The sequence below is a fragment of the Sphingopyxis macrogoltabida genome (assembly GCF_001314325.1).
Taxonomy (GTDB): domain Bacteria; phylum Pseudomonadota; class Alphaproteobacteria; order Sphingomonadales; family Sphingomonadaceae; genus Sphingopyxis; species Sphingopyxis macrogoltabida.
In genome coordinates this window covers 4129534-4149646 of the sequence record NZ_CP009429.1, presented here as the reverse complement: position 1 = coordinate 4149646, position 20113 = coordinate 4129534, and the positions used below count along the sequence as shown (strand labels likewise).

Below are 20113 nucleotides of genomic sequence, written 5' to 3'. Positions count from 1 at the left end.
CGTGGGCCCCGCCGGGTGCGAGGATTTTGCCTATGCCGCGCGGCGGCGGCGTTTCTGCTGGAAGCGCGCCGCCTCATAGTCGGCGAGCACCCGCCGCATCTCGTCGAGCGCCTTGCGCCGCCCTTCCTCGCTGCGGATGTGCGCGAGGTTGTGCTTCAGATTGGCGGCGAAATCGGCGTAGTCATTCTGCCAGTCTTCCCCCGCGAGCTGAGCGATATCGACGCGTCCGGTCCGTATACGCTTGGGCGACGCGCCGGGGGCGAGCGCAAAGCTCTCGCCGATCGCCGGAGCGACGACGGCGAGGCGGGGCGTTTCGGATTGGACGAGCGTGCGAAGCGCTTCGATCGCTTCGCTCTCGCCATGACCCAGAAAAAGTCCGCCGCGGACCGGTTGACGCTCGCATATCCAGGCCGCAAGCTCGTCGCGATCGGCATGTGCCGAATAGCTGTCGATGCGCCGGACGGCGGCGCGAACATTGATGTCCTTGCCGGAAATCCGCACACGCTCGGCTCCGTCGAGGATCACCCACCCGAGCGATCCGCGCGCCTGGAACCCGACGAACAGTATCGTCGATTGCCGCCGGTGCAGATTATGCTCGAGATGATGGCGGATGCGCCCGCCCTCGCACATGCCCGAGGCAGCAAGAATGATGGCGCCCGATACGCTGTTGAGGCGGATCGATTCGGCGACATCCTCGACATAGCGGATCGACGGATGCCGGAAGATGTCGGAGCCTTCGACATCTTCGAGCTCGGCAGCATGGGCTGCGAATACCTTCGTCGCCTGGCTCGCGAGCGGCGAGTCCACGAAGATCGGAACATTGGGGATGCGGTTCGCGTCGGCGAGGCGCGCGAGATCGAGAAGCAGTTCCTGCGTGCGTTCGAGCGCAAAGGTCGGGATCACGAGATTCCCGCCCCTTGCCAGAGCTGCTTTTACTTCGGTCTCGAGCAGCGCTCGGCGCTGTTCGATCGAGAGTTTGGGCCGCGTGCGGTCGCCATAGGTCGCTTCGCATATGAGGAAATCGACGCCCGCCGGCGCTGCCGGATCGTCGTGAAACGCCTTGTTGTCGGGGCCGATGTCGCCGGAAAAGAGCAGATGCACCCCGCCGGCTTCCAGTTCGACCGAGGCCGAACCCAGGATGTGGCCGGCGTTCCACAGCCGCGCCCGGAAACCCGGCGCGGGTTCGAACCAGGTCCCAAGTCCGACCGGCTCGGCAAGCCGCCAAACGCGAAGGCCATCAGCCTCGGTATAGAGCGGCTCGAACATATCTTCGCCGGCGCGGTCATAGCGGCGGTTTCGGCGCGCGGTGTCGCTCTCCTGGATTCGTCCCGCGTCGGCGAGCATATATTCGAGAAGGTCTGCGGTCGGTGCGGTGCACCAGACGGGGCCGCGATAGCCTTCCTTCGCGAGCTTCGGCAACAGCCCGCAATGATCGATATGGGCATGGGTCAGGAGCACCGCGTCGATCTTGCCGACCTCGAACGCGAACGCGCCATGGTTCAGTGCTTCGAGGCTTCGCGATCCCTGGAACAGTCCGCAATCGATCAGGATCCTGTGCTGCCCGAGCGTGAGTTCCATGCACGAGCCGGTGACGGTTCCGGCGGCACCATGGAATTGGATCGTCAGCGGCGTTTCGGTATTGGCCATGACTAGCTGCCCTTCGTTCGCGGATGGGATCGACGACCGTGCATCGGCTCAGCGGCCCGCCGCGCCATGTTCGGCCATTGTCTCGAGCCACATGGTGCGGTGCTTGGGATCGCCCTCGACATTGCCGACGATGCTGCGTTTGGTCGGCGCAATGCCGACAAAGCGCAGAATGTTGCGCTCGAGGCTGCGCAGGCTGTGCGCGCGGAAATAGAAGCGGTAGAAAAGCGCGGGCATCCCCATCGTCACGACGATATGGGCCGTCCGGCCCTTGAGGCGTTTTTCGGGCAAGCCGTTCGCCTTGGGCGCGAACGCGAAGCCCGGGCGCATCACCTGTTCGAAGAAGCCCTTGAGGCGAGCGGGCAGGTCTCCGAGCCAGAGCGGGTAGAAAATCACCAGATGTTCGGCCCATGCAATATCGTCCTGCGCCTCGGCGATCGCGGGCGGAAGCGGACCCGCTTCCCACTCGGCGCGACTTTCGAGCAAATCGAACGCGAGCTCCGCGACCGCGATCCGGCGGATCCCATGACCCGCCGCCAGCGCCGCCGCCGCATAGGCATCGGCCAGCGCATGGACGAACCGTCCCGGATCGGGGTCGGGATGTCCGTCGATGAGCGTGATCCGTCTGGTCTGCATGTGACATCCTGAACGAAGGGCCGCTGCCGGATTTTGGGGCGGGAGCAATGGACCGCCGCGCCGGGCCGAGCTGGACGGGACGGGCGAGGCGCGACGATCCGCGTGCCGCTTTTGATATCGCGGGCGGGTTCCTCCTATCCGTAGATTCCCGCATGGGCGCACGGCGCATACCGCCCTAGCGAAGCGGGATGTCCCTTAAGGAACAATACGGATCGCGAACGCGCCGGGCGTTTCGCGCCCCGCCAAAAGCCGCTATGGACGGTGATCGGGGGAAGGCGCACCGCGAGGGCGGCGACGCCTTTGCAGCGCGGGCGGAGGCCGCGCGGTCGATGTCGATGATACAACGTCCTTTTGCGATACGCCTGGTGCTGGCGCTTCTGCTCATCGCTGCCGCGGCGCTCCTTCGCTATGCACTCACTCCCTGGCTTGGCGGCAGTGCATCCTTCCTGCTTTTCGCACCCGCGATCCTTGCTGGCGCTTTCTATGCCGGTCCGCTCGCGGCATCGATCGCGACCGCGCCGGCGCTTGCGTTCGGTCTCTATTTCGCGGGCTTCCGCGACGGCAGCGCCTATAATCTCGTCGAGGCCATCGTGTTTCTGGTCACCGCCGTCGGCATTGTTGCGCTCTCGCAAGCCTTCGAGCGCATGCGGCGGCGCGTGCATGAAAGCGACCATCGCGCTGCGCGGCGCGATGCCGAGGCGGCGCTGGTCGCCGAGGAACTCAATCTGCTCATCGACGGTGCGCAGGGGCATGCGATCTACCTGCTCGATGCCGAAGGCCGCGTGACGATCTGGAACAAGGGCGCCGAACGTCTCAAGGGCTGGCGCGAGGAAGAGGTTGTCGGCAAGGATGCCGCGATCTTCTATCCGCCCGACGCCGTCGCGGCCGGCAAACCTGAGGGCGACCTTGCCGTTGCGGCGCGCGAGGGACGTCTCGAGATGGAGGACTGGCGCGTCCGCAAGGATGGGTCCGAGTTCCTCGCCGATGTCTCGATCACGGCGCTTCGCACCGCGGGCGGCGATCTTCGCGGTTTCGCCAAGGTCGTCTCGGACATCACCGGACGGCGCGCGGCCGAGGAGGCGCTGCGATCGCAGGAAAGCCATCTGCGGTCGATCCTCTCGACGGTGCCCGATGCGATGGTGGTCATCGACGATCAGGGTTCGATCGTGTCCTTCAGCGCGGCCGCCGAGCGACTGTTCGGTTATCAGGAGGCCGAGCTGCTCGGGGTCAATGTCAGCCGGCTGATGCCCTCACCCGATCGCGAGCGCCACGATGCCTATATCCGGCGCTTTCTCGAAACGGGGGAAAAGCGCATCATCGGCATCGGACGCGTGGTGTTCGCAGAGCGCAGGGACGGCTCGACCTTTCCGATGGAATTGTCGATCGGCGAGGCGTCGAGCGACAGCCACCCGCTCTTTACCGGCTTCATCCGCGACCTCACCGAACGCCAGCAGACCGAGGCCCGGCTCGAATCGCTCCAGTCCGAGCTGATCCATGTTTCGCGCGTCAGCGCGATGGGGACGATGGCCTCGACGCTCGCGCATGAGCTCAACCAGCCGATTACCGCGGTCGCCAATTATGTCGAAGCGGTGCGCGACCTGCTCGCCAATCCTGATCCCGACGATATTCCGATGATCCGCGATGCGCTCGACGATACGGCGAAGGAAGCGTTGCGCGCAGGGCATATCGTTCGCCGCCTGCGCGACTTCGTGGCGCGCGGCGAGGTCGAGAAGACGATCGAGAAACTGCCGGTGCTCATCAACGAGGCGGCGGTGCTCGGACTGATGGGCGCGCGCGAGAAGAGCGTTGAGCCGCGCTTCGACCTCGATCCCTATGCCTCGCCGGTGCTCGTCGACAAGGTCCAGATCCAGCAGGTGCTGATCAACCTCATTCGCAACGCTGTCGAAGCGATGGCCGACAGTCCGGTGCGGCAGCTGACCGTCACGAGCCGTCCCGACCAGCGCGGCTTTGTCCGCGTGATCGTCGCCGATACCGGACCGGGCGTGACGCCGGAGGTCGCCGAGCAGCTCTTTACGGCGTTCGTCAGCACCAAGGCAGAAGGCATGGGACTCGGTCTCTCGATCTGCCGGACGATCGTCGAGGCCAATGGCGGACGTATCTGGATGGAGCCGCGCACCGGCGGCGGGACCGAATTTCACTTCACACTGGTGAGCGCGAAGGCGGAGGAAAATGATGTCGGATAGGAAGCTCGTGCATATCGTCGACGATGAGGAGGCGATCCGGCGGTCGGCGAGTTTCATGCTCAAGACCTCGGGCTATGCGGTCGAGACCTGGGCCAATGGCGCGCTGTTCCTGAAGGAAATCCGGCACGTGCCCGAAGGCTGTGTCCTGCTCGACGTGCGCATGCCCGAAATGGACGGGCTCGAGGTCCAGCAGGCGATGCTAGAGCGCGGCGTCACCATGCCGGTGATTGTCCTTACCGGGCACGCTGACGTCTCGATTGCGGTCCGGGCGATGAAGGCCGGCGCGGTCGATTTCCTCGAAAAGCCGTTCGAGAAGGCGGTGCTCATCGCCTCGATCGAGGCCGCTTTCGCCCGCATGGCGGCGGCCGATGGAGCGGTGGCGCGTGCCGCCGAGGCCGAGGTCGTTCTTGGCATCCTGACCCCGCGCGAGCGCGAGGTTCTCGAAGGGCTCGCGCAGGGACTGCCGAACAAGACCATCGCCTATGACCTCGGCATCTCGCCGCGTACCGTCGAAGTCCACCGCGCGAACCTCATGGCGAAGCTCGATGTCCGCAGCCTGTCCGACGCGCTGCGGCTCGCCTTCGCCGCAGGACTCGGTGCCTGAAATCTGCGGACATTACGTAACGACCGCAGGACGCCCGAGCGCTAGACGACTGTCCATCGGAGGATGGACCGCATGACGACAGCCCGCCGCGAAGACCCACAGGCCGCGATCCGCCGCCCCGCGCCGGACCGCGCTGCGCGGTCGCGGCATTCGCCCCCTCTCATCGAACAGCTCACACATCGCGAGCTCGAAGTCGTGGGCGGGCTCGTGCGCGGTCTCACCAACAAGCAGATCGGGCAGGAGCTCGGCATCAGTCACCGCACCGTCGAAATTCATCGCTCGCGCCTGATGCGCAAGCTCGGCGCCGCGACGCTCGCCGGGCTCCTCGGTATCATCCTGCCCCAGCGCGACCGGATCGACGCACTGATCGCGCGGCACGCCCGCGCCCCGCGCTAGATATCTCCCGTCACGAGGAAGAAGAAAAACAGCAAGGTTGCTGCCGTCATTACCGCGGTTGCCGCCCAGCCCGACCAGCTCTGGCGGCGCGAAATGACGAGACGGCCCATCGCGCGCGGATTGCGGGCGATCAGCATCATCACCAGCATGAGCGGCGCGGCGAGCACGCCATTGACCACCGCTGCCCAGTAGAGCGCGCGTGCCGGGTCGATGCCGATCGCCGAGAGCGAGGCGCCGGCAAGCGTGGTCGCGGCGATCGTTCCGTAGAAGAGACGCGCCGAAAGCGGCTTGGCGTCGAGGCTACCTGCCATTCCCGCCATCTCGGTGACGGCATAGGCGGCCGATCCGGCCAGTACCGGGACGGCGAGAAGGCCGGTGCCGATGATTCCGAGCGCGAACATCGCGAAAGCAAACGGCCCGGCGAGTGGACGCAGCGCTTCGGCGGCCTGCGCCGATGTGGCGATATCGCGTATGCCCTCGGCATGCAGCGTCGCCGCGGTCGCGAAGACGATCGCGAGCGAAATGAGCGTGCTGAACGCCATGCCCGTCAGCGTGTCGACACGAATGCGCCTGAACTCGCCATCGGCTGCCGCGGGCGTCAGGCAGAGCGGCTTGGCATGATGGCGATGCTGTTCCTCGATCTCCTGCCCCGCCTGCCAGAAGAAGAGATAGGGGCTGATCGTCGTGCCGAGGATTGCGACGAACGCCGTGGCATAGGCTGCATTGAGTTCGATGTCGGGAAGCAGCAGCGCCGTGAGGGCCGTGCCCCATGGAACATGCACCACGAACAGCACCGCGACATAGGTAAAGAGGGTGAGCGTCGTCCATTTGAGGATTGCGGCGTAGCGAGAATAGCTAAGGCCGACTTCGAGGACGAAGCTGAGGATCCCGAACAACAAGGTATAGAGTCCGGCCTTGCCTCCGGCGAGCAGGGCCAGCGCCGCACCCATCGCGCCGAGATCGGCGCCGAGATTGATGATGTTCGCGACGAGCAGCAGCGACACCATCGACCAGAGCAGGGGACGCGAATAATGCCGGCGGAGGTTGCGCGCGATCCCTGCGCCGGTAACCCGCCCGATCTCGGCGGCGATCTCCTGGATCGCCACCATCAGCGGGAAGCTCAGCACGAAGGTCCAGGAGAGCCGGTAACCGAATGCCGCGCCGATCTGGCTGTGCGTTCCGATTCCGCTCGGATCGTCGTCGGCGGCGCCGGCGATCAGGCCCGGACCGAGCGCACGAAGAAATGTCCGCGGGTTTGACGAAAGGTTCGCCGGCTGGGTCGGCGGTCCTTCATTATGGTCTGTTGCTGCGGTCACCGAAGGCCCCCTTTTGAAACCATTCCACCTCTGGCCACTCCATGCGGCGTCCGATCGGGCTCAGACGAGAAGGGTTGGCAGGACCGCGAGGCTGGCTGCAACGCTCAGCACAAGCGGCAAGGCGAGCTTCCATCCTTTGCGCAGCCCTGCGATCGCCAGAGCGGTGGCCCCTTTGAACAGCGTGTTGGCGAGCACCGGGGCAATGATGACGATCGTCGCGATCTGGCCCTCGAGCAGACCCGGAGGTAGCGATCCCACCGTGATGATCGCCGAGTCGACGTCGGCCAGGCCCGAAAGCGCGATGACCAGCGCGAGGCCGCGTTCGCCCACCATCGCCATCATCCAGCGTGCGGCGACGGTCAGCACCATGACGAGCAGCATGAGGCCGATCGCCGGCGCGAGCCGGAACGGGTTCTTGAGCTCGACGGGACGGTTGGCAGCGCTTTCCTTGCGGCGGCTCCGCAAAGCCCAGAACATCGCGCCGCCGCTCACCAGCGCGGCGGGTGCCGCAAGCCAGCCGAAGGCCGGCATCGCTGCCGGCGCGAGGAACAGGGTCAGGATGATCGCGCGGATCAGCATGACCGCCGACGCCGCGCCGATGCCGGCAATGGCCATCGCCTCGCTTTCCTCGCCATCGCGCACGCGCATCGCGAGCGCTGCGGTCACCGCGGTCGAGGAAACCATCGCGCCGGTCGCGGCCATTACGAGCGTGCCCCGCGAGGCGCCAAAGCGTTTCGCTGCGATATAGCCGAGAAAGGAGAAGCCCGAGACGAACACTACGACCAGCCAGAGCTGGCGGGGATTCCAGGCGTCATAGGGGCCGAAGCGCTGGTCGGGCAGCAGCGGCAATATGGCGAGCGCGATGAGCGCGAACCGGACGATCGCGCCGACCTCGATATCGCTGAGACCGGAAACCCAGCGATGAAGCTCGGTGCGCAGCGCAAGCACCAGCGTCATGGCGACGGCGACCACCGTCGCCATCTCGCTCCGACCGCTGGCCGCGAGATAGCCGCAACCGAGCGTGATGAGGGCCGCGAGGCTCGATGTCCCGCTCAGCTGCTCGGGCGCCCGCGCGGTTTTCGCATAGCCGATGAGGGTGAGGACAGCTGCAGCCCCGGCGACAATCGCCGCGATCGCCGGGCTTTGAGATCCGGTAGCTCCCGCGATGCCGCCTGCAAGGCCGAACAGCGCAAAGGTCCGCACACCCGCGAAGCGGCTGCCCGCGGTCTCGTTGCGCAGGCTCCAGCCGCGCTGGATGCCGACAAGCAGCCCGAGAAGAAGCGCCAGTCCGATGCCGGCGAGCTGCTGCAGGTTGGCGTCGGGAAGGGATTCGATCATGTCGTTCGCCGGACGTATGTTCAGCCGCCGAACTCGCGCTCGCAGTCGATGCAATGCGCGGTGTGCGGAACGGCTTCGAGGCGCGCGGCATCGATCGGGATGCCGCACGCGGTGCAGAGGCCGTAATGGCCGGCATCGAGACGCGCGATCGCGAGCCGGATTGCCTTCATCTGCTCAGTTGCGGCGCTTTGCCGCGCATCGATCGTCTCGTCGTCTTCGCGCTCGACAGCCTGCTCGGCGGAATCGTCGTCGAGCGGCACGCGCTGCTCGCTTTCCAGCCGCTCAACCTCCGCTGCGAGCTGGTCGAGGCGCACGACCAGGCCCGCGCGTATTTCGGAAAGACTGTGCATCACGCCTCCTCCTCGATCGCGATGAGCGCGGCAATCTCGTCGAGGGTGAACAGCCGCCGTTTCTTGAGGTCCTCCAGCTGGTCGTCGGCGACCGCCGCAAGACCGGCCTCGACTCGCTGAATCCGGCTCTGAAGGTCATGATGCTCATCGGCGAGCTGGCGAAAATTCGAACTGCCAAGCTTGAGCGCATGGAGCGCCGGTCCGTGGTCCGGAAACAGCGCATGAAGATCGTGGCCGGCTTCGCTCATCCTGGGTCCTTTCGTCGCGGATTTGTCTCGCCGGATTGCGCCGGGACGCGCGCCCTGTCGTTACGCAATAGCCCTTACGCCCCTGGCGGTTCGCGCCGGTCGGGCCTTTCCTCGCACCACATACGTACAGTTGCGTAATCACGGGCGCATGCAGAGCCGCTATTCCCGGCCGCATGAGGGGTCAGCCACATCTTTTCCGCTATCCAGGCCGCGACCGCCAAGCAACGGAGTGGCGTGCGGAGCGCGCGTCGCTTGCGGGCGCACGGCGATGAGCGATTGCGCATCCTGCGCCGTACGCTGCCGCGCCATCTGCGCCAGCCTTGCCGCCGACGAAGCCGCCGAACTCGGCCGCATGGGGCGGCGGCAGCGCGTGAAGGCGGGTCACACCCTGCTCTGGGAAGGCGACGAAGCCCCGACGGTCGCGAATGTCCTGTCGGGCGTCCTGAAGCTGGTCGTCGCCACCGCCGATGGCCGCGAGCAGATCGTCGGGCTCGTCTTCCCTTCCGATTTTATCGGCCGCCCGTTCGGCAAGCAAAGCCCCTACCGGGTCACCGCTATGACCGACGCCGAGGTCTGCATCTTCAATCGCCAGCAGTTCGACGATTTCGCGGGTCGCCATCCGCATCTCCAGCAGAAACTGCTCCATCGCACGCTCGACGAGCTCGACCGCGCGCGGCACTGGATGATGCTGCTCGGCCGCAAGTCGGCACCCGAAAAGGTCGCCTCCTTCCTTCTCGACATGGAAGAGCGGCTGCCCGCCGATGCCAGCGAGACCCCGGGCGGGTTCGAGCTCCCCTTCGGCCGCCAACAGATCGCCGACATATTGGGGCTGACGATCGAAACGACCTGCCGGCAGCTGACGCGCATGCGCAGCGACGGCCTCGTCGACTTGCCCTCGAGGCGCGCGGTACGGATCAACGACCGCGCCCGAGTGGCAGCGATGGCCGGTTGAGAAAGTGGGAACCTGGGCGAAGCTCGCCGGAAGGGCAGTGCTTTTGCTGGGAGCGGCGCTGCTGTTGCCACTCGCGGCCTCGGCCGAGCCCTCAAGCCCGCATGGGAGCGTGCTCGATGCCGCCGAGCGGTTGAAGCCCGGAGATTATATCTGGGCGCCCGAGATCGCGCCGCGCGGGCCCTTGATGATGATCGTGAGTCTTGCGACCCAGCGCGGCACGCTGTACCGCAATGGCGTCCCGATCGCGATTACCACTGTCTCGACGGGCAAGGCCGGCCATGAAACCCCGACCGGTGTCTTCACCATCCTCCAGCGCGACGTCGACCATCGCTCGAGCCTCTACGACGATGCGCCGATGCCCTATATGCAGCGGCTGACCTGGGGCGGCGTGGCGCTGCACGGCGGCACCTTGCCGGGCTACCCCGCTTCGCACGGTTGCATTCGCCTGCCGCATGGCTTCGCCCGTCTCCTCTATGGCGTCTCCCGGCTCGGCATGACGGTCATCGTCACCGATGCCGCAGCGGTGCCGCGTGCGGCCCCGACCGATCCGCTCGCCATGACCGAAACGCGCCCTTCCGATGGCGCGCTGCTCTGGACGCCCGAACGCGCGCCCAGCGGCCCCCTGTCGATCATCGCCAGTGCCACAGACCAGCGGATCCTGATCCTTCGCAACGGAACGATCATCGGCTCGGCGCCCGCGCGCATCGAGGGATCGATGACGGGCACTTCCGCTTTCATCCGGCGGTCGGGTGTCGAGGGGCCGGCAGCCTGGACGGAAGTCCCCCTCCCGGGCGCGATCGCCGCGAGGACACCGACGTCGTTCGCCGGGCGCGTCCACATCGCGGCCGATCTGCGCGCGCTGCTCGGCCCGCTTCTGGTCGCGGGAACGAGCGTGATCATCACGCCCGATTCGCTGCGCGCCGGAAGCCCGGTGCCAGCGGAGATTCTCGGCGGGGACGAGGAAGGCGCGCCGGATCGCTAGGCGCCGATATCGGCGCGTCCGGTCCTACGGCCACAGCCGCGGAGCGAGCGACAGGATCAACGACGCGCAGATCACAAGCGAAAGCATCGCCGATCCGAGCTTGAGCCGAAGCAGCGCCTCGCCGTGCCGGTCGGTGTGAATACCAGGGGGCATGATATAACTCCGGTGCGAGGGAATCGCGCGAGATCGAGCGGGAGGGCCGGAGCCGCGTCTGCGGTTCCGGCCCGTTTGCCTAGCTGGCGATCTTGATCTTGCGAGCGTGATCGCGCGCCTTTTCGGTCTTCGCGATCTCGACGCTGAGCAAGCCGTGCTTGAACTTCGCTTCGATCTTGTCGGCATCGGCGTCGGCGGGCAGGGCGATGCGGCGCCGGAAGCTGCCGTGACGCCGCTCGCTGATCAGATGTCCATCCTCGCGGCGCTCGGAGGATTCCTCCTTTTCGCTCGCGAGCAGGAGGACCCCGTCGGCGACCTCGAGCCGGATGTCCTTCTCGGTGAGGCCCGCGAGCTCGGCGGTCAGCTTGTAGGCCGGGCCGGTATCGACGAGCTCGACCGCCGGGAGCGGGCTCACGAGCCGCGGAACATAGCTCAGCAGGCTGCGGCCGGGGAGAGCGAATTCCTCGAACATGCGGTCGAGCTCGCCGCGCAGCCAGTTCATCGCGCCAAGCTCCGCCTCAGCGGGCTGGCTACCCGCGGTGCGGGTCGGGGTCAGATCGTTCATCAGCTTGCTCCTTCTTGAAAATCGAGAGGGATCGCGGCGGCGGGCTGTGCCGGGCGGACCCTCGTCGCCGCGATGCGCCGGAGCGCAATCGGGACCTAGCGAGCAGTCCGCGACGGCAGAATCGGGGAAGCTCCCAAGCGGAGCTCTCCTTACGGAAAGTTGCGGATAAGCCGCACCCTTCGTCCCGGGTAAGGCTGCCCGCACGCGCCGGCGGTTCTTGCCGATGTTCGCCGGCTTCGGTCCGCTCGCAACGCGAGCCGGATTTCTTTCGAAGGAGAAAGATCATGCAGAAGAAGAGTGACGGCCAGCTGCAGGATGATGTGGTCGCCGAACTCGAATGGGATCCGAGCGTCGATCACGCCGATATCGGCGTCTCCGTCAACGACGGCGTCGTGACGCTGGCGGGCTATGTGAAGAGCTTTCCGCAAAAGGTCGCGGCCGAGCGCGCCGTACGGCGCGTCGCGGGGGTTCGCGCGCTCGCCGAGGAACTGAAAGTGCGCTTCGCGTCGGATCCCAAGACCGCCGACCATGAAATCGCCAAGCGGATCGTCGACATGATCGGCTGGACGGTCGCGATCCCCGAGGGGCAGATCAAGGTGAAGGTCGAGCGCGGCTGGGTCACGCTGACCGGCACCGTCGACTGGCACTTCATCGCAAAGGAAGTCGCGCGCGCCGCGGGGCAGATATCGGGGGTCACCGGCGTCTCGAACCTGATCAAGGTCGGCGATATTCCCACCCCTGCCGACGTCAAGGCGCGGATCATAGCGGCGTTCAAGCGCCAGGCGGGTCTCGACGCAAGCGGCGTATCGGTCACCACCGAGGGCAGCACGGTCACACTGCGCGGCCGGGTCAAGGCGTGGGGCGAGCGGCGCATGGCCGAGCTCGCTGCCTGGTCGGCGCCCGGCGTGACCGACGTCGAGGATTATCTCGCGGTCGACAGCTGATCCCGCTCGCCTGGGGAAGAGGCGACCCCCCTGCGGCCGTCCGGACATCCGGGCGGCCGCCTTTCTATCCGTATCATTGCGCATATCGGCCTCGGCTGACGACACATAGTCTCGGCGCAGAAACCAAGGAGACGGCTCATGAAGAATATCCTGTTGCTCGTACATGACGACCATGGCCAGGAAGCTCGCCTGCAGGCGGCGCTCGATATCACCCGCGCGGTCGAAGGCCATCTGACCTGCATCGACGTCACGCCCTATCCCCTCATCGCCGGTGACGGGTTCGGCTTTGCCGAAACCGTCGTCATCCTCGACGAGCGCGAAAGCGAGGCGAAGAACAAGTCGGTGATCAGCGAGCGCCTGTCGCGCGAGGATGTCAGCTGGAGCTGGATCGACGCGATGGACGAGATCGCGAATGCGGTACTCGATGCAGCCGACCTCGCCGACCTCATCATCCTCAATCGCGCGCTCGACGGCTTTCCGATGCCCGACATGCGCGACATCGCGAGCCGCATTGTCGCGCGCGCGAGTGCGCCCGTGCTGGCGGTGCCCGAGACGCTCGAACGCTTCGAGCTCGAGCGCGCGCTCGTCGCGTGGGACGGCCGCCCCTCGGCGGCGGCCGCGCTCCGCGCCGCTGTACCGCTGCTCGTCTTCGCGAAAGAGGTCGAGATCTTCACCGCGCAAGGGTCCGACAATCATATCGTGCCCGAGGATGCCGCGGCCTATCTGTCGCGCCACGGCATCGCGGCAAATGTGCGCAAGACCGACATCGGCAAGTTTCACGCCGATTTCCTGATCTCGGACGAGGCAAAGATGTTCCGCGCCGATTATATCGTGATGGGCGCCTACGGCCGCGGCCGGCTGCGCGAGACCTTCGGCGGCACCACGAAGAATCTGCTGACGAAGAGCAAATTCCCCCTGCTCATGAGCCATTGATCGGTGGCCCCCGGCCCTGTTTTCCGGCTTCGGGCTCGCACCTCCGAAAGGGCGAGCCCGACAATTCTGCAAGACCTGGCCGGTAGCGGCCGGAAACCTGCCGCCATGCCAAAGCTTCGATAACGGGACCATGGACATGTTGATCGCCCGATCGGGTTGGAGCGAGGCACCGCCGACCATTCTTATCGTCGAGGATGACCCGGCAGTGCGCCGCTCGCTCCTCCTGCTTCTGCAGGGACGCGGATTTGCGGTGAAGGCCTGGCCCGCCGCCGATCCCGCGCTCGCCGAGGCGGCGCGTGCCGCGCCCGACTGCCTGATCGTCGATTACCGGCTCGAGAGCAGCGACGGGATCGCGATGCTGGGCGCGCTGCGCGCGCAGGGCTGGGATGGGCCGGCCATCCTGATCTCCGCCTATCCGTCCGGGGAACTGAGCGCGCGCGCGCGCGAGGCGGGCTTCGCGCTCGTTCTGGAAAAGCCCTTGCGCGAGCATATGCTTGTCGACGCCGTGACGAGGCTCACGCGCAGCGGCACGCCGCCCGCAAGCCCTTGAGGTCTTGTCCGGCCGCGCGCAGCTATTCGGGATATTCGCGCGGCGTGGCTTCCGGATGGCTGTCGGGAAGCACCGGTGCCTCCGGCGACGTGCGCAGCGGCTGGCGATCGGGGTCCGGTGCCGGCGTCTCCGGATAGGCCTTGTCGGGCTGCGCCGGCGGGTCGCAATCGGGACATTCGGGAGGGCGCGCCGCGCTGGCGGGGTCTCGCTCGAAACGATCCATGGCAGTCTCTCCTGACAGGCCGATCTGGCCTTCGCCACTTTCGCGCCGCTGGTGCGGGCGCGCCATTAGGGATTCCCCCTAGGCGCGCCCTCGGGGACGAGGACGAGCGCGCCTTCGACTTCGCCGGCGCGCAACCGGTCGAGCGCGCGATTGGCGTCGGCGAGCGGTAGCGCGGTGACATGCGTCCGCACGCCGCAGCGCGCCGCGGCTTCGAGAAACGCTGCGCCATCGGCACGGGTCAGATTGGCGACCGACCGGATAGACCTTTCCTCCCAGAGATCGGCATAAGGAAAGGACGGGATGTCGCTCATATGAATGCCGGCGCAGATGACGCGTCCGCCCTTGCGGACATGGCGTAGCGCTTCGGGAACCAGTGCTCCGACCGGCGCAAAGAGGATCGCTGCGTCGAGCGGGTCCGGCGGTGCTTCGGTCGACGCGCCCGCCCAGGCGCAACCGAGGCGGCGGGCGAAATCCTGACCAGCGGTATCGCCTTCGCGTGTGAAGGCGTAGACATCGGTGCCGTCGGCGATCGCGAGCTGCGCGAGAATATGTGCGGCGGCGCCGAAACCATAGAGGCCGAGCGCCTTCGCGCTGTCCGCCATGCGATAGGCGCGGTAGCCGATCAAGCCGGCGCAGAGCAAAGGCGCCGCATGAAGATCGTCGAAGGCGGCAGGGATTGCGAGGCAAAATCGCGCATCGGCGACGACATGCGAAGCGAAACCGCCGTCGCGCGTGAATCCGGTGAACTCGGGCGCGTCGCAGAGATTTTCATGGCCCGCAGCGCAATAGGGGCAGGTGCCGCAACTCCTGCCGAGCCAGGGCACGCCGACCCGCTCGCCAAGCCCGAACCGCGTGACGCCCGCGCCGAGTGCATCGACGCGGCCGACGATCTCATGGCCCGGGACAATCGGATGCCGGCCGCTGATGTCGCCGTCGGCGATATGGAGATCGGTCCGGCACACGCCGCAAGCGGTGATCGCGATCCTGATTTCGCCGTCTGCCGGGGCCGGCATCGCGCGTTCGACACGGTGCAGCGGTGCGCCCGGCGTGTCGAGCTGCATGGCATGAAAGCGTTGCTCCATTGGGAGTGTCTCCAGCCGCCTGCCTGCCGGGCGCCGACCCGATGGCCAAGGTCAGCGAAGCTCGAGTTCGAGCAGAGCGAGCGTGGCGTCGCCATCATAGTCGCTCGCCTTGAACCCCAGCGTCCGCTCGACCTCCATCGCGCCTCGATTGGCGCGGCTCTCGATCGACCGCAACGTCTTGAGGCCGCGGGCGCGGGCGAGATCGACGGCATGGTTGAGGAGGGTCCAGCCGACGCCGCGTGTCTTATACGCCGGCGCGACCGAAATCGCGACCTCGGCGGTCACGAACCCATCGTCGGCAGCAATCAGCAGGCTCGCAATCAGCTCCGAGGTCGCGGCATCGAACGCGAGCAGATGCTCGCGATGGCGGTGATCGACACCGATCATCGCCGCGAGCTGGGCGCTCGACAGGTGCGACTGGCCACTCAGGAAGCGGAACTGCATATCGTCCGCCGTCAGGCCGTCGAAGAAATGATCGACGATATCCGCGTCGCTCTCCGCGACCGGCCGGAGACGAAGGTCGACGCCGCTGCGGGTCTGCAGGCAGGTCTCGGTCGCCTCGCTGAGCGTGGTGTCGGGCGCATTGGTGAGCGTCATCCTCTGTCTCCTTGATTTGGATCGGACCGCCGGAGCGGCGAAGGGCGAAGGGTGAGGGTGCCCGCGATACGGCTTTGCTCGCGTCGCGGGTCCGCCGGCGCGCGATTCACCGGAGTCCGGCACGGGTGCGCGCGAAATGGGGTCAATGGACTGGGTCTCGGCATCGCTTGCTCCTTTGCGACGTCAGGCTAACGCCCCGCGCGGTCGGCGCATTTCGTAATTATACGGAGCGACCCACTGTGCCGGCCGGCCTGAAAGCGCGGATTTGTTGATCAGGGTCAATGAAGGCGGCGCGCATAAGCGCTTCCCTCTCCATCATGAAGGAGAGCAAGACATGCGAAATCTTTTGATTCACGCCGACGCCAGCCCGGCCATGGCCGCGCGCACCGAGACGGCGCTCGCTATCGGACGGCGCCTCGGCGCTCATCTCAGTTTCTTGATCTGCTCGCCCTTCCAGCAGTTCATCGCCTCCGATCCCTTCGGCGGCATGTATCTGGCGCGCGAACAGCTCGCCAAGGCGCAGCTTGCCGATGCCGAGCTCGAGACCCGGCTCGCGGCGCAGCTCGCGCGCGAGGATGTGCCCTGGGACGTCGCCATCGCCGACGGCGATGCGCTCGCGGCGCTCTCGCTCGCCGCGACGCTAGCCGATCTTGCCATCGTATCGCTCGGCCCCCGCGACCGGCGCGGCCTCGCGCAGCCGACGCTGGCGGGCGACCTCGCAATGACCGTGCCCGCGCCCGTGCTCGCGTTGCCCGCCGAAGGCCCGCCGCTCGACCTTGATGCCCCGGTGATGATCCTGTGGAACGGCAGCCCGCAAGCCGCGCACGCCTTGCGCGCCGCGGGGCCGTTGATGGCGGGCGCGGGCAGCGTGGCGATGGTGCAGGTCGGGCCGGATGAGGGACGGGTGCCCGCCGAGGACGCGCTCTGCTATCTGTCGCGGCACGGCATTCATGCTGAGCTTCGCCGCCTCGATCGCGGGGTGCTTACGCCCGAGGAGATACTCGAGCGAACCGCGAAGGAAATGGCACCGGGGCTCATCGTGATGGGCGCCTATGGGCGTCCGCGGCTACGCGAAACCCTGTTCGGCGGGGTGACGCGTTATCTGCTCGAAGCCGCGCCGGCGCCGCTCCTCCTCGCCCATTGACCGCGATGCTCGCCTGCCGGGCGTCCGACGCATGACCGATTGCCTGTCCTGCATCGTGCGCAACCGCGCCATCTGTGCGAGCCTGCGGCCGGACGAGCTCCTGTTGCTCGGCCGGATGGGCCGACGCCAGCGCGTGAGCAGCGGGCATACGCTCCTGTGGGAGGGCGAGGACGCGCCGGTCGTCGCCAATGTCCTCGAAGGCGTCCTGAAACTCGTCGCCGCCACTGCCGACGGGCGCGAGCAGATCGTCGGCATCGTCTTTCCCTCGGACTTCATCGGACGACCGTTCGGTAAGGAAAGCCCATATAGCGTCAGCGCGATCAGCGCCGCCGAGCTTTGCATCTTCCATCGCGACCAGTTCGACGAGTTCGCTGCCGACCATCCCGATCTGCAACAAAAATTGCTGCGCCGCACACTCGGCGAACTCGATCGTGCGCGCCGCTGGATGCTTCTGCTCGGGCGCAAGTCGGCGTCCGAGAAGGTCGCCTCCTTCCTGCTCGAAATGGCCGATCGCTTGTCGCCGCCTCCCGGTGCGGCGGATACGGCGCGCGGCTTCGAGCTGCCCTTCGGCCGTCAGCAGATCGCCGACATCTTGGGTCTCACCATCGAGACCACGAGCCGCCAGCTCACCAAAATGCGCGCCGATGGCCTGATCGACCTTCCATCCCGCCGCAAGATCGTCATCAACGACCTTGCGGCTCTGAACGAAATGGCAGGCTGACCGGTCACCGGCGCCAGTTGGGAGGTCAGAAACGAAAAGCGAAGCCCGCGCTGATCACCCAGGGATCCAGCCTGTGCCGCGTCTTCAGCACCTCGGTCGTCCCGGCATACCATGTCGCGGTCGGACGCAGGAAATAGCGTTTGGCATCGAAGGATAGCGCGAGTCCCTTGTCGTTCACCGGAATATCGACCCCGGCCTGGAGCGCGGCGCCGAACTTGTCGCCCATCTTCTGGCGGGTCGCGCCGAGCGACCGGGTCGTGGCGCCGGGCTTTTCGTCGATGAAGATGAAGTAGCTCGGACCCGCGCCCACATAAGGCTGGATGTCGCCTTCCTTGCCGAAATGATATTTGAGCGTCAGCGTCGCGGGGACGATCTTGGCGTTCGACACCAACGTCGCGCCGCTCAGCGCGCCACGGCCGTTCACGTCATGCTGGGTCACCCCGGCAATCGTCTCGAGCGAGATATGGTCGGCGACATAATATTCGATCGCGACCGTCGGCGTGACATTGTCGTCGGCCTTGGTTTGTGTCCCGGCCGGAAGCCCGATCCGGTCGAGCTTGACGTCGCTGATCTTACCGTCGGGTGCGACATAGGTCGCGAAAATCTTGAACTGGACATCGCCAGCCTTGGCCGCGGCCTGCCCGGGAATCGCGGCGGCGGCCGCCAGCGCGATCAGCGAGAGATGCTGTTTTTTCATGGTCGTTGCTCCTTGCGTTGACCTGGGCTCCCTGCACCCGGCGTGGCGGCCGGGCATTGATGCCGCGCAATCTATTCGTTGATCCTGGTCAATGTTTTTGCCCCGCCGCATGGCCAAGAGCGGTCCTGAACCATGCGGCGCCAAAGCCGCGCGAAAACAGGGACAAGCGATATGGACACTCTGGTAGCAAAGGCGGGGGGCTGGCTCGGCCTGGCCCTGCTCGCGCTGGTGATGGCGGCGGTCGCGGTCGATGCGCCCTTCGCCGTCCATATGATCATCGTCGCGCTGGCCGCTTTGCTGATGCTCTGGACGACCGTGTCGCGCGCCGATTATGAGGCGATCGCGCGCGGGATATTGAAGATGCCCGCCGATCAGGGCGTCTATGACGACGATCCGGTGCGTTGGGGGGTCGTCGCCACGCTGTTCTGGGGCATCGCCGGCATGGCGGCAGGCCTCTTCATCGCATTGCAGCTCGCTTTCCCGGCGCTGAACCTCAATCTTGAATATACGACCTTCGGGCGCCTGCGGCCGCTGCACACCTCGGCGGTGATCTTCGCCTTCGGCGGCAACGCGCTGATCGCGACGAGCTTTTACGTCGTCCAGCGCACCTGCCGCGCGCGGCTCGCTTTCCCGACGCTCGCGCGCTTTGTCTTCTGGGGATACCAGCTCTTCATCGTGCTGGCCGCGACCGGCTATCTGATGGGCGTCACCGAGGCACGCGAATATGCCGAGCCCGAATGGTATGTCGACCTGTGGCTGACGATTGTCTGGGTCGCCTATCTGGTCGTCTTCGTCGGCACGATCGTGAAGCGCCGCGAGCCGCATATCTATGTCGCGAACTGGTTTTACCTGAGCTTCATCGTCACCATCGCGATGCTCCACATCGTCAACAATCTGTCGATGCCCACCAGCATTTTCGGATCCAAAAGCTACGCCGCCTTTGCCGGGGTGCAGGATGCGCTGACGCAATGGTGGTACGGGCATAATGCGGTCGGATTTTTCCTGACCGCCGGCTTCCTCGCGATGATGTATTATTTCGTGCCGAAGCAGGCCGAGCGGCCGGTGTATAGCTATCGCCTTTCGATCATCCACTTCTGGTCGCTGATCTTCCTCTACATCTGGGCGGGGCCGCACCACCTCCACTACACCGCGCTGCCCGACTGGGCACAGACGCTGGGCATGGTCTTTTCGGTGATCCTGTGGATGCCGAGCTGGGGCGGCATGATCAACGGGCTGATGACGCTGAACGGCGCGTGGGACAAGATCCGCACCGACCCGATCATCCGCATGATGGTGATGGCGCTCGCCTTCTACGGCATGAGCACCTTCGAAGGCCCGATGATGTCGATCAAATGGGTCAACTCCATGTCGCACTATACCGACTGGACGATCGGCCACGTCCATTCGGGCGCGCTCGGCTGGAACGGCATGATCACCTTCGCCTGCGTCTATTATCTCGTGCCGCGCCTGTGGGGCCGCGAGCGGCTCTACAGCCTGCGCATGGTCAACTGGCACTTCTGGCTCGCGACCGTCGGCATCGTTTTCTACGCCGCGTCGATGTGGGTCGCGGGCATCATGCAGGGCCTGATGTGGCGCGAATATGGAGCCGACGGTTATCTCGTCTACAGCTTCGTCGAAAGCGTCGCGGCGATGCACCCGATGTACCTGATCCGCGCCGCTGGCGGGGCGATGTATCTCGCCGGCTTCCTGATCATGGTCTTCAACGTCTGGGCGACGCTCAGCGGCAAGGTGCGCGCCGAAAAGCCGATGACCGAAACCCCGTACAACGCCGCAGCGGACCGCCCGCTCGCGCCCGTCCTTGCCGAATAAGGAG

At 66.2% G+C, this 20113-nt stretch carries 23 protein-coding genes; 11 read left to right on the top strand and 12 right to left on the bottom strand.

The genetic code is table 11. The features are described from left to right. Window positions 1-30: 30 nt before the first annotated feature. Both LH19_RS20075 and LH19_RS20070 read right to left on the bottom strand, forming a co-directional pair. Complete coding sequence (locus LH19_RS20075; protein WP_054731561.1) at window positions 31-1647, bottom strand: MBL fold metallo-hydrolase; 1617 nt, start codon at window positions 1645-1647, stop codon at window positions 31-33. A gap of 48 nt (window positions 1648-1695) precedes the next feature. Continuing rightward, window positions 1696-2280 carry an NAD(P)H-dependent oxidoreductase gene (locus tag LH19_RS20070; protein ID WP_054731560.1) on the bottom strand — a complete coding sequence of 195 codons (585 nt, stop codon included), beginning with the start codon at window positions 2278-2280 and terminating at the stop codon, window positions 1696-1698. Between the two features lie 644 nt (window positions 2281-2924). Here LH19_RS20070 and LH19_RS20065 point away from each other — a divergent pair. The 3 genes from LH19_RS20065 (at window position 2925) to LH19_RS20055 (ending at window position 5484) form a co-directional block, all read left to right on the top strand. After that, window positions 2925-4484: a PAS domain-containing sensor histidine kinase gene (locus LH19_RS20065; RefSeq protein ID WP_234716199.1), complete on the top strand. Its 1560-nt coding sequence runs from the start codon at window positions 2925-2927 to the stop codon at window positions 4482-4484. Continuing rightward, complete coding sequence (locus LH19_RS20060) at window positions 4474-5088, top strand: response regulator transcription factor (RefSeq protein WP_054733988.1); 615 nt, start codon at window positions 4474-4476, stop codon at window positions 5086-5088. Before LH19_RS20065 ends, LH19_RS20060 begins: the two co-directional genes overlap by 11 nt. A 72-nt stretch (window positions 5089-5160) precedes the next feature. After that, the gene (locus LH19_RS20055) at window positions 5161-5484 is read left to right on the top strand and encodes a response regulator transcription factor (RefSeq protein ID WP_058538791.1); all 324 of its coding nucleotides are present in this window, start codon (window positions 5161-5163) and stop codon (window positions 5482-5484) included. Here the strand turns inward: LH19_RS20055 and LH19_RS20050 are convergent. From LH19_RS20050 to LH19_RS20035, 4 genes are read right to left on the bottom strand one after another with little or no spacing between them, the layout of a single operon-like run. Continuing rightward, on the bottom strand, window positions 5481-6800 hold the full coding sequence (locus LH19_RS20050) for an NRAMP family divalent metal transporter (RefSeq protein WP_054731558.1): 1320 nt from the start codon (window positions 6798-6800) through the stop codon (window positions 5481-5483). The genes LH19_RS20055 and LH19_RS20050 overlap by 4 nt on opposite strands. A gap of 60 nt (window positions 6801-6860) precedes the next feature. Then, window positions 6861-8138 carry an MgtC/SapB family protein gene (locus tag LH19_RS20045; protein WP_054731557.1) on the bottom strand — a complete coding sequence of 426 codons (1278 nt, stop codon included), beginning with the start codon at window positions 8136-8138 and terminating at the stop codon, window positions 6861-6863. Window positions 8139-8158: 20 nt separating this feature from the next. After that, on the bottom strand, window positions 8159-8488 hold the full coding sequence (locus tag LH19_RS20040; RefSeq protein WP_054731556.1) for a TraR/DksA family transcriptional regulator: 330 nt from the start codon (window positions 8486-8488) through the stop codon (window positions 8159-8161). Further along, window positions 8488-8736, bottom strand: a complete 249-nt coding sequence (locus LH19_RS20035) for a YdcH family protein (protein WP_054731555.1) — start codon at window positions 8734-8736, stop codon at window positions 8488-8490. The genes LH19_RS20040 and LH19_RS20035 overlap by 1 nt, the downstream gene beginning before the upstream one ends. 268 nt (window positions 8737-9004) lie before the next feature. On the opposite strand from LH19_RS20035, the gene LH19_RS20030 reads away from it, so the two are divergent. Then, window positions 9005-9688, top strand: coding sequence for a Crp/Fnr family transcriptional regulator (locus LH19_RS20030; RefSeq protein WP_054731554.1), 684 nt, complete (start codon window positions 9005-9007; stop codon window positions 9686-9688). Between the two features lie 37 nt (window positions 9689-9725). Continuing rightward, on the top strand, window positions 9726-10670 hold the full coding sequence (locus LH19_RS20025; protein ID WP_234715977.1) for a L,D-transpeptidase family protein: 945 nt from the start codon (window positions 9726-9728) through the stop codon (window positions 10668-10670). A gap of 24 nt (window positions 10671-10694) precedes the next feature. Here the strand turns inward: LH19_RS20025 and LH19_RS29670 are convergent, their stop codons facing one another. Both LH19_RS29670 and LH19_RS20020 read right to left on the bottom strand, forming a co-directional pair. Continuing rightward, on the bottom strand, window positions 10695-10823 hold the full coding sequence (locus LH19_RS29670; RefSeq protein ID WP_257720438.1) for a hypothetical protein: 129 nt from the start codon (window positions 10821-10823) through the stop codon (window positions 10695-10697). 79 nt (window positions 10824-10902) lie between these two features. Then, window positions 10903-11388, bottom strand: a complete 486-nt coding sequence (locus LH19_RS20020; RefSeq protein WP_225940942.1) for an Hsp20/alpha crystallin family protein — start codon at window positions 11386-11388, stop codon at window positions 10903-10905. A 284-nt stretch (window positions 11389-11672) separates the two neighbouring features. Between LH19_RS20020 and LH19_RS20015 the strand changes: the two genes are divergently transcribed. The 3 genes from LH19_RS20015 (at window position 11673) to LH19_RS20005 (ending at window position 13815) form a co-directional block, all read left to right on the top strand. Then, window positions 11673-12332, top strand: a complete 660-nt coding sequence (locus LH19_RS20015) for a BON domain-containing protein (RefSeq protein ID WP_054731553.1) — start codon at window positions 11673-11675, stop codon at window positions 12330-12332. Between the two features lie 138 nt (window positions 12333-12470). Continuing rightward, the gene (locus LH19_RS20010; protein ID WP_054731552.1) at window positions 12471-13265 is read left to right on the top strand and encodes a universal stress protein; all 795 of its coding nucleotides are present in this window, start codon (window positions 12471-12473) and stop codon (window positions 13263-13265) included. Between the two features lie 136 nt (window positions 13266-13401). Then, window positions 13402-13815, top strand: a complete 414-nt coding sequence (locus LH19_RS20005) for a response regulator (RefSeq protein WP_054733980.1) — start codon at window positions 13402-13404, stop codon at window positions 13813-13815. A 22-nt stretch (window positions 13816-13837) separates the two neighbouring features. On the opposite strand, the gene LH19_RS20000 is transcribed toward LH19_RS20005, so the two are convergent. Genes LH19_RS20000 through LH19_RS19990 form a run of 3 tightly spaced genes read right to left on the bottom strand, consistent with a single transcriptional unit; the run spans window position 13838 to window position 15717 of the window. Next, window positions 13838-14104, bottom strand: a complete 267-nt coding sequence (locus LH19_RS20000; protein ID WP_054731551.1) for a hypothetical protein — start codon at window positions 14102-14104, stop codon at window positions 13838-13840. Next, entirely contained in the window at window positions 14104-15120 is a 1017-nt protein-coding gene (locus LH19_RS19995; protein ID WP_054731550.1) for a zinc-dependent alcohol dehydrogenase family protein, read from the bottom strand. Before LH19_RS19995 ends, LH19_RS20000 begins: the two co-directional genes overlap by 1 nt. Before the next feature lie 51 nt (window positions 15121-15171). Continuing rightward, window positions 15172-15717, bottom strand: a complete 546-nt coding sequence (locus LH19_RS19990) for a GNAT family N-acetyltransferase (protein WP_054731549.1) — start codon at window positions 15715-15717, stop codon at window positions 15172-15174. Window positions 15718-16051: 334 nt separating this feature from the next. Here LH19_RS19990 and LH19_RS19985 point away from each other — a divergent pair, with 334 nt between their 5' ends. Beyond that, window positions 16052-16861, top strand: a complete 810-nt coding sequence (locus tag LH19_RS19985) for a universal stress protein (protein ID WP_054731548.1) — start codon at window positions 16052-16054, stop codon at window positions 16859-16861. 31 nt (window positions 16862-16892) lie between these two features. Beyond that, entirely contained in the window at window positions 16893-17582 is a 690-nt protein-coding gene (locus LH19_RS19980) for a Crp/Fnr family transcriptional regulator (protein WP_054731547.1), read from the top strand. Window positions 17583-17607: 25 nt separating this feature from the next. On the opposite strand, the gene LH19_RS19975 is transcribed toward LH19_RS19980, so the two are convergent. Then, window positions 17608-18279, bottom strand: a complete 672-nt coding sequence (locus LH19_RS19975; RefSeq protein WP_054731546.1) for an OmpW/AlkL family protein — start codon at window positions 18277-18279, stop codon at window positions 17608-17610. A gap of 171 nt (window positions 18280-18450) precedes the next feature. Here LH19_RS19975 and ccoN point away from each other — a divergent pair, with 171 nt between their 5' ends. Continuing rightward, window positions 18451-20109, top strand: a complete 1659-nt coding sequence (gene ccoN / locus LH19_RS19970) for a cytochrome-c oxidase, cbb3-type subunit I (RefSeq protein WP_054733977.1) — start codon at window positions 18451-18453, stop codon at window positions 20107-20109. Window positions 20110-20113 lie beyond the last annotated feature (4 nt).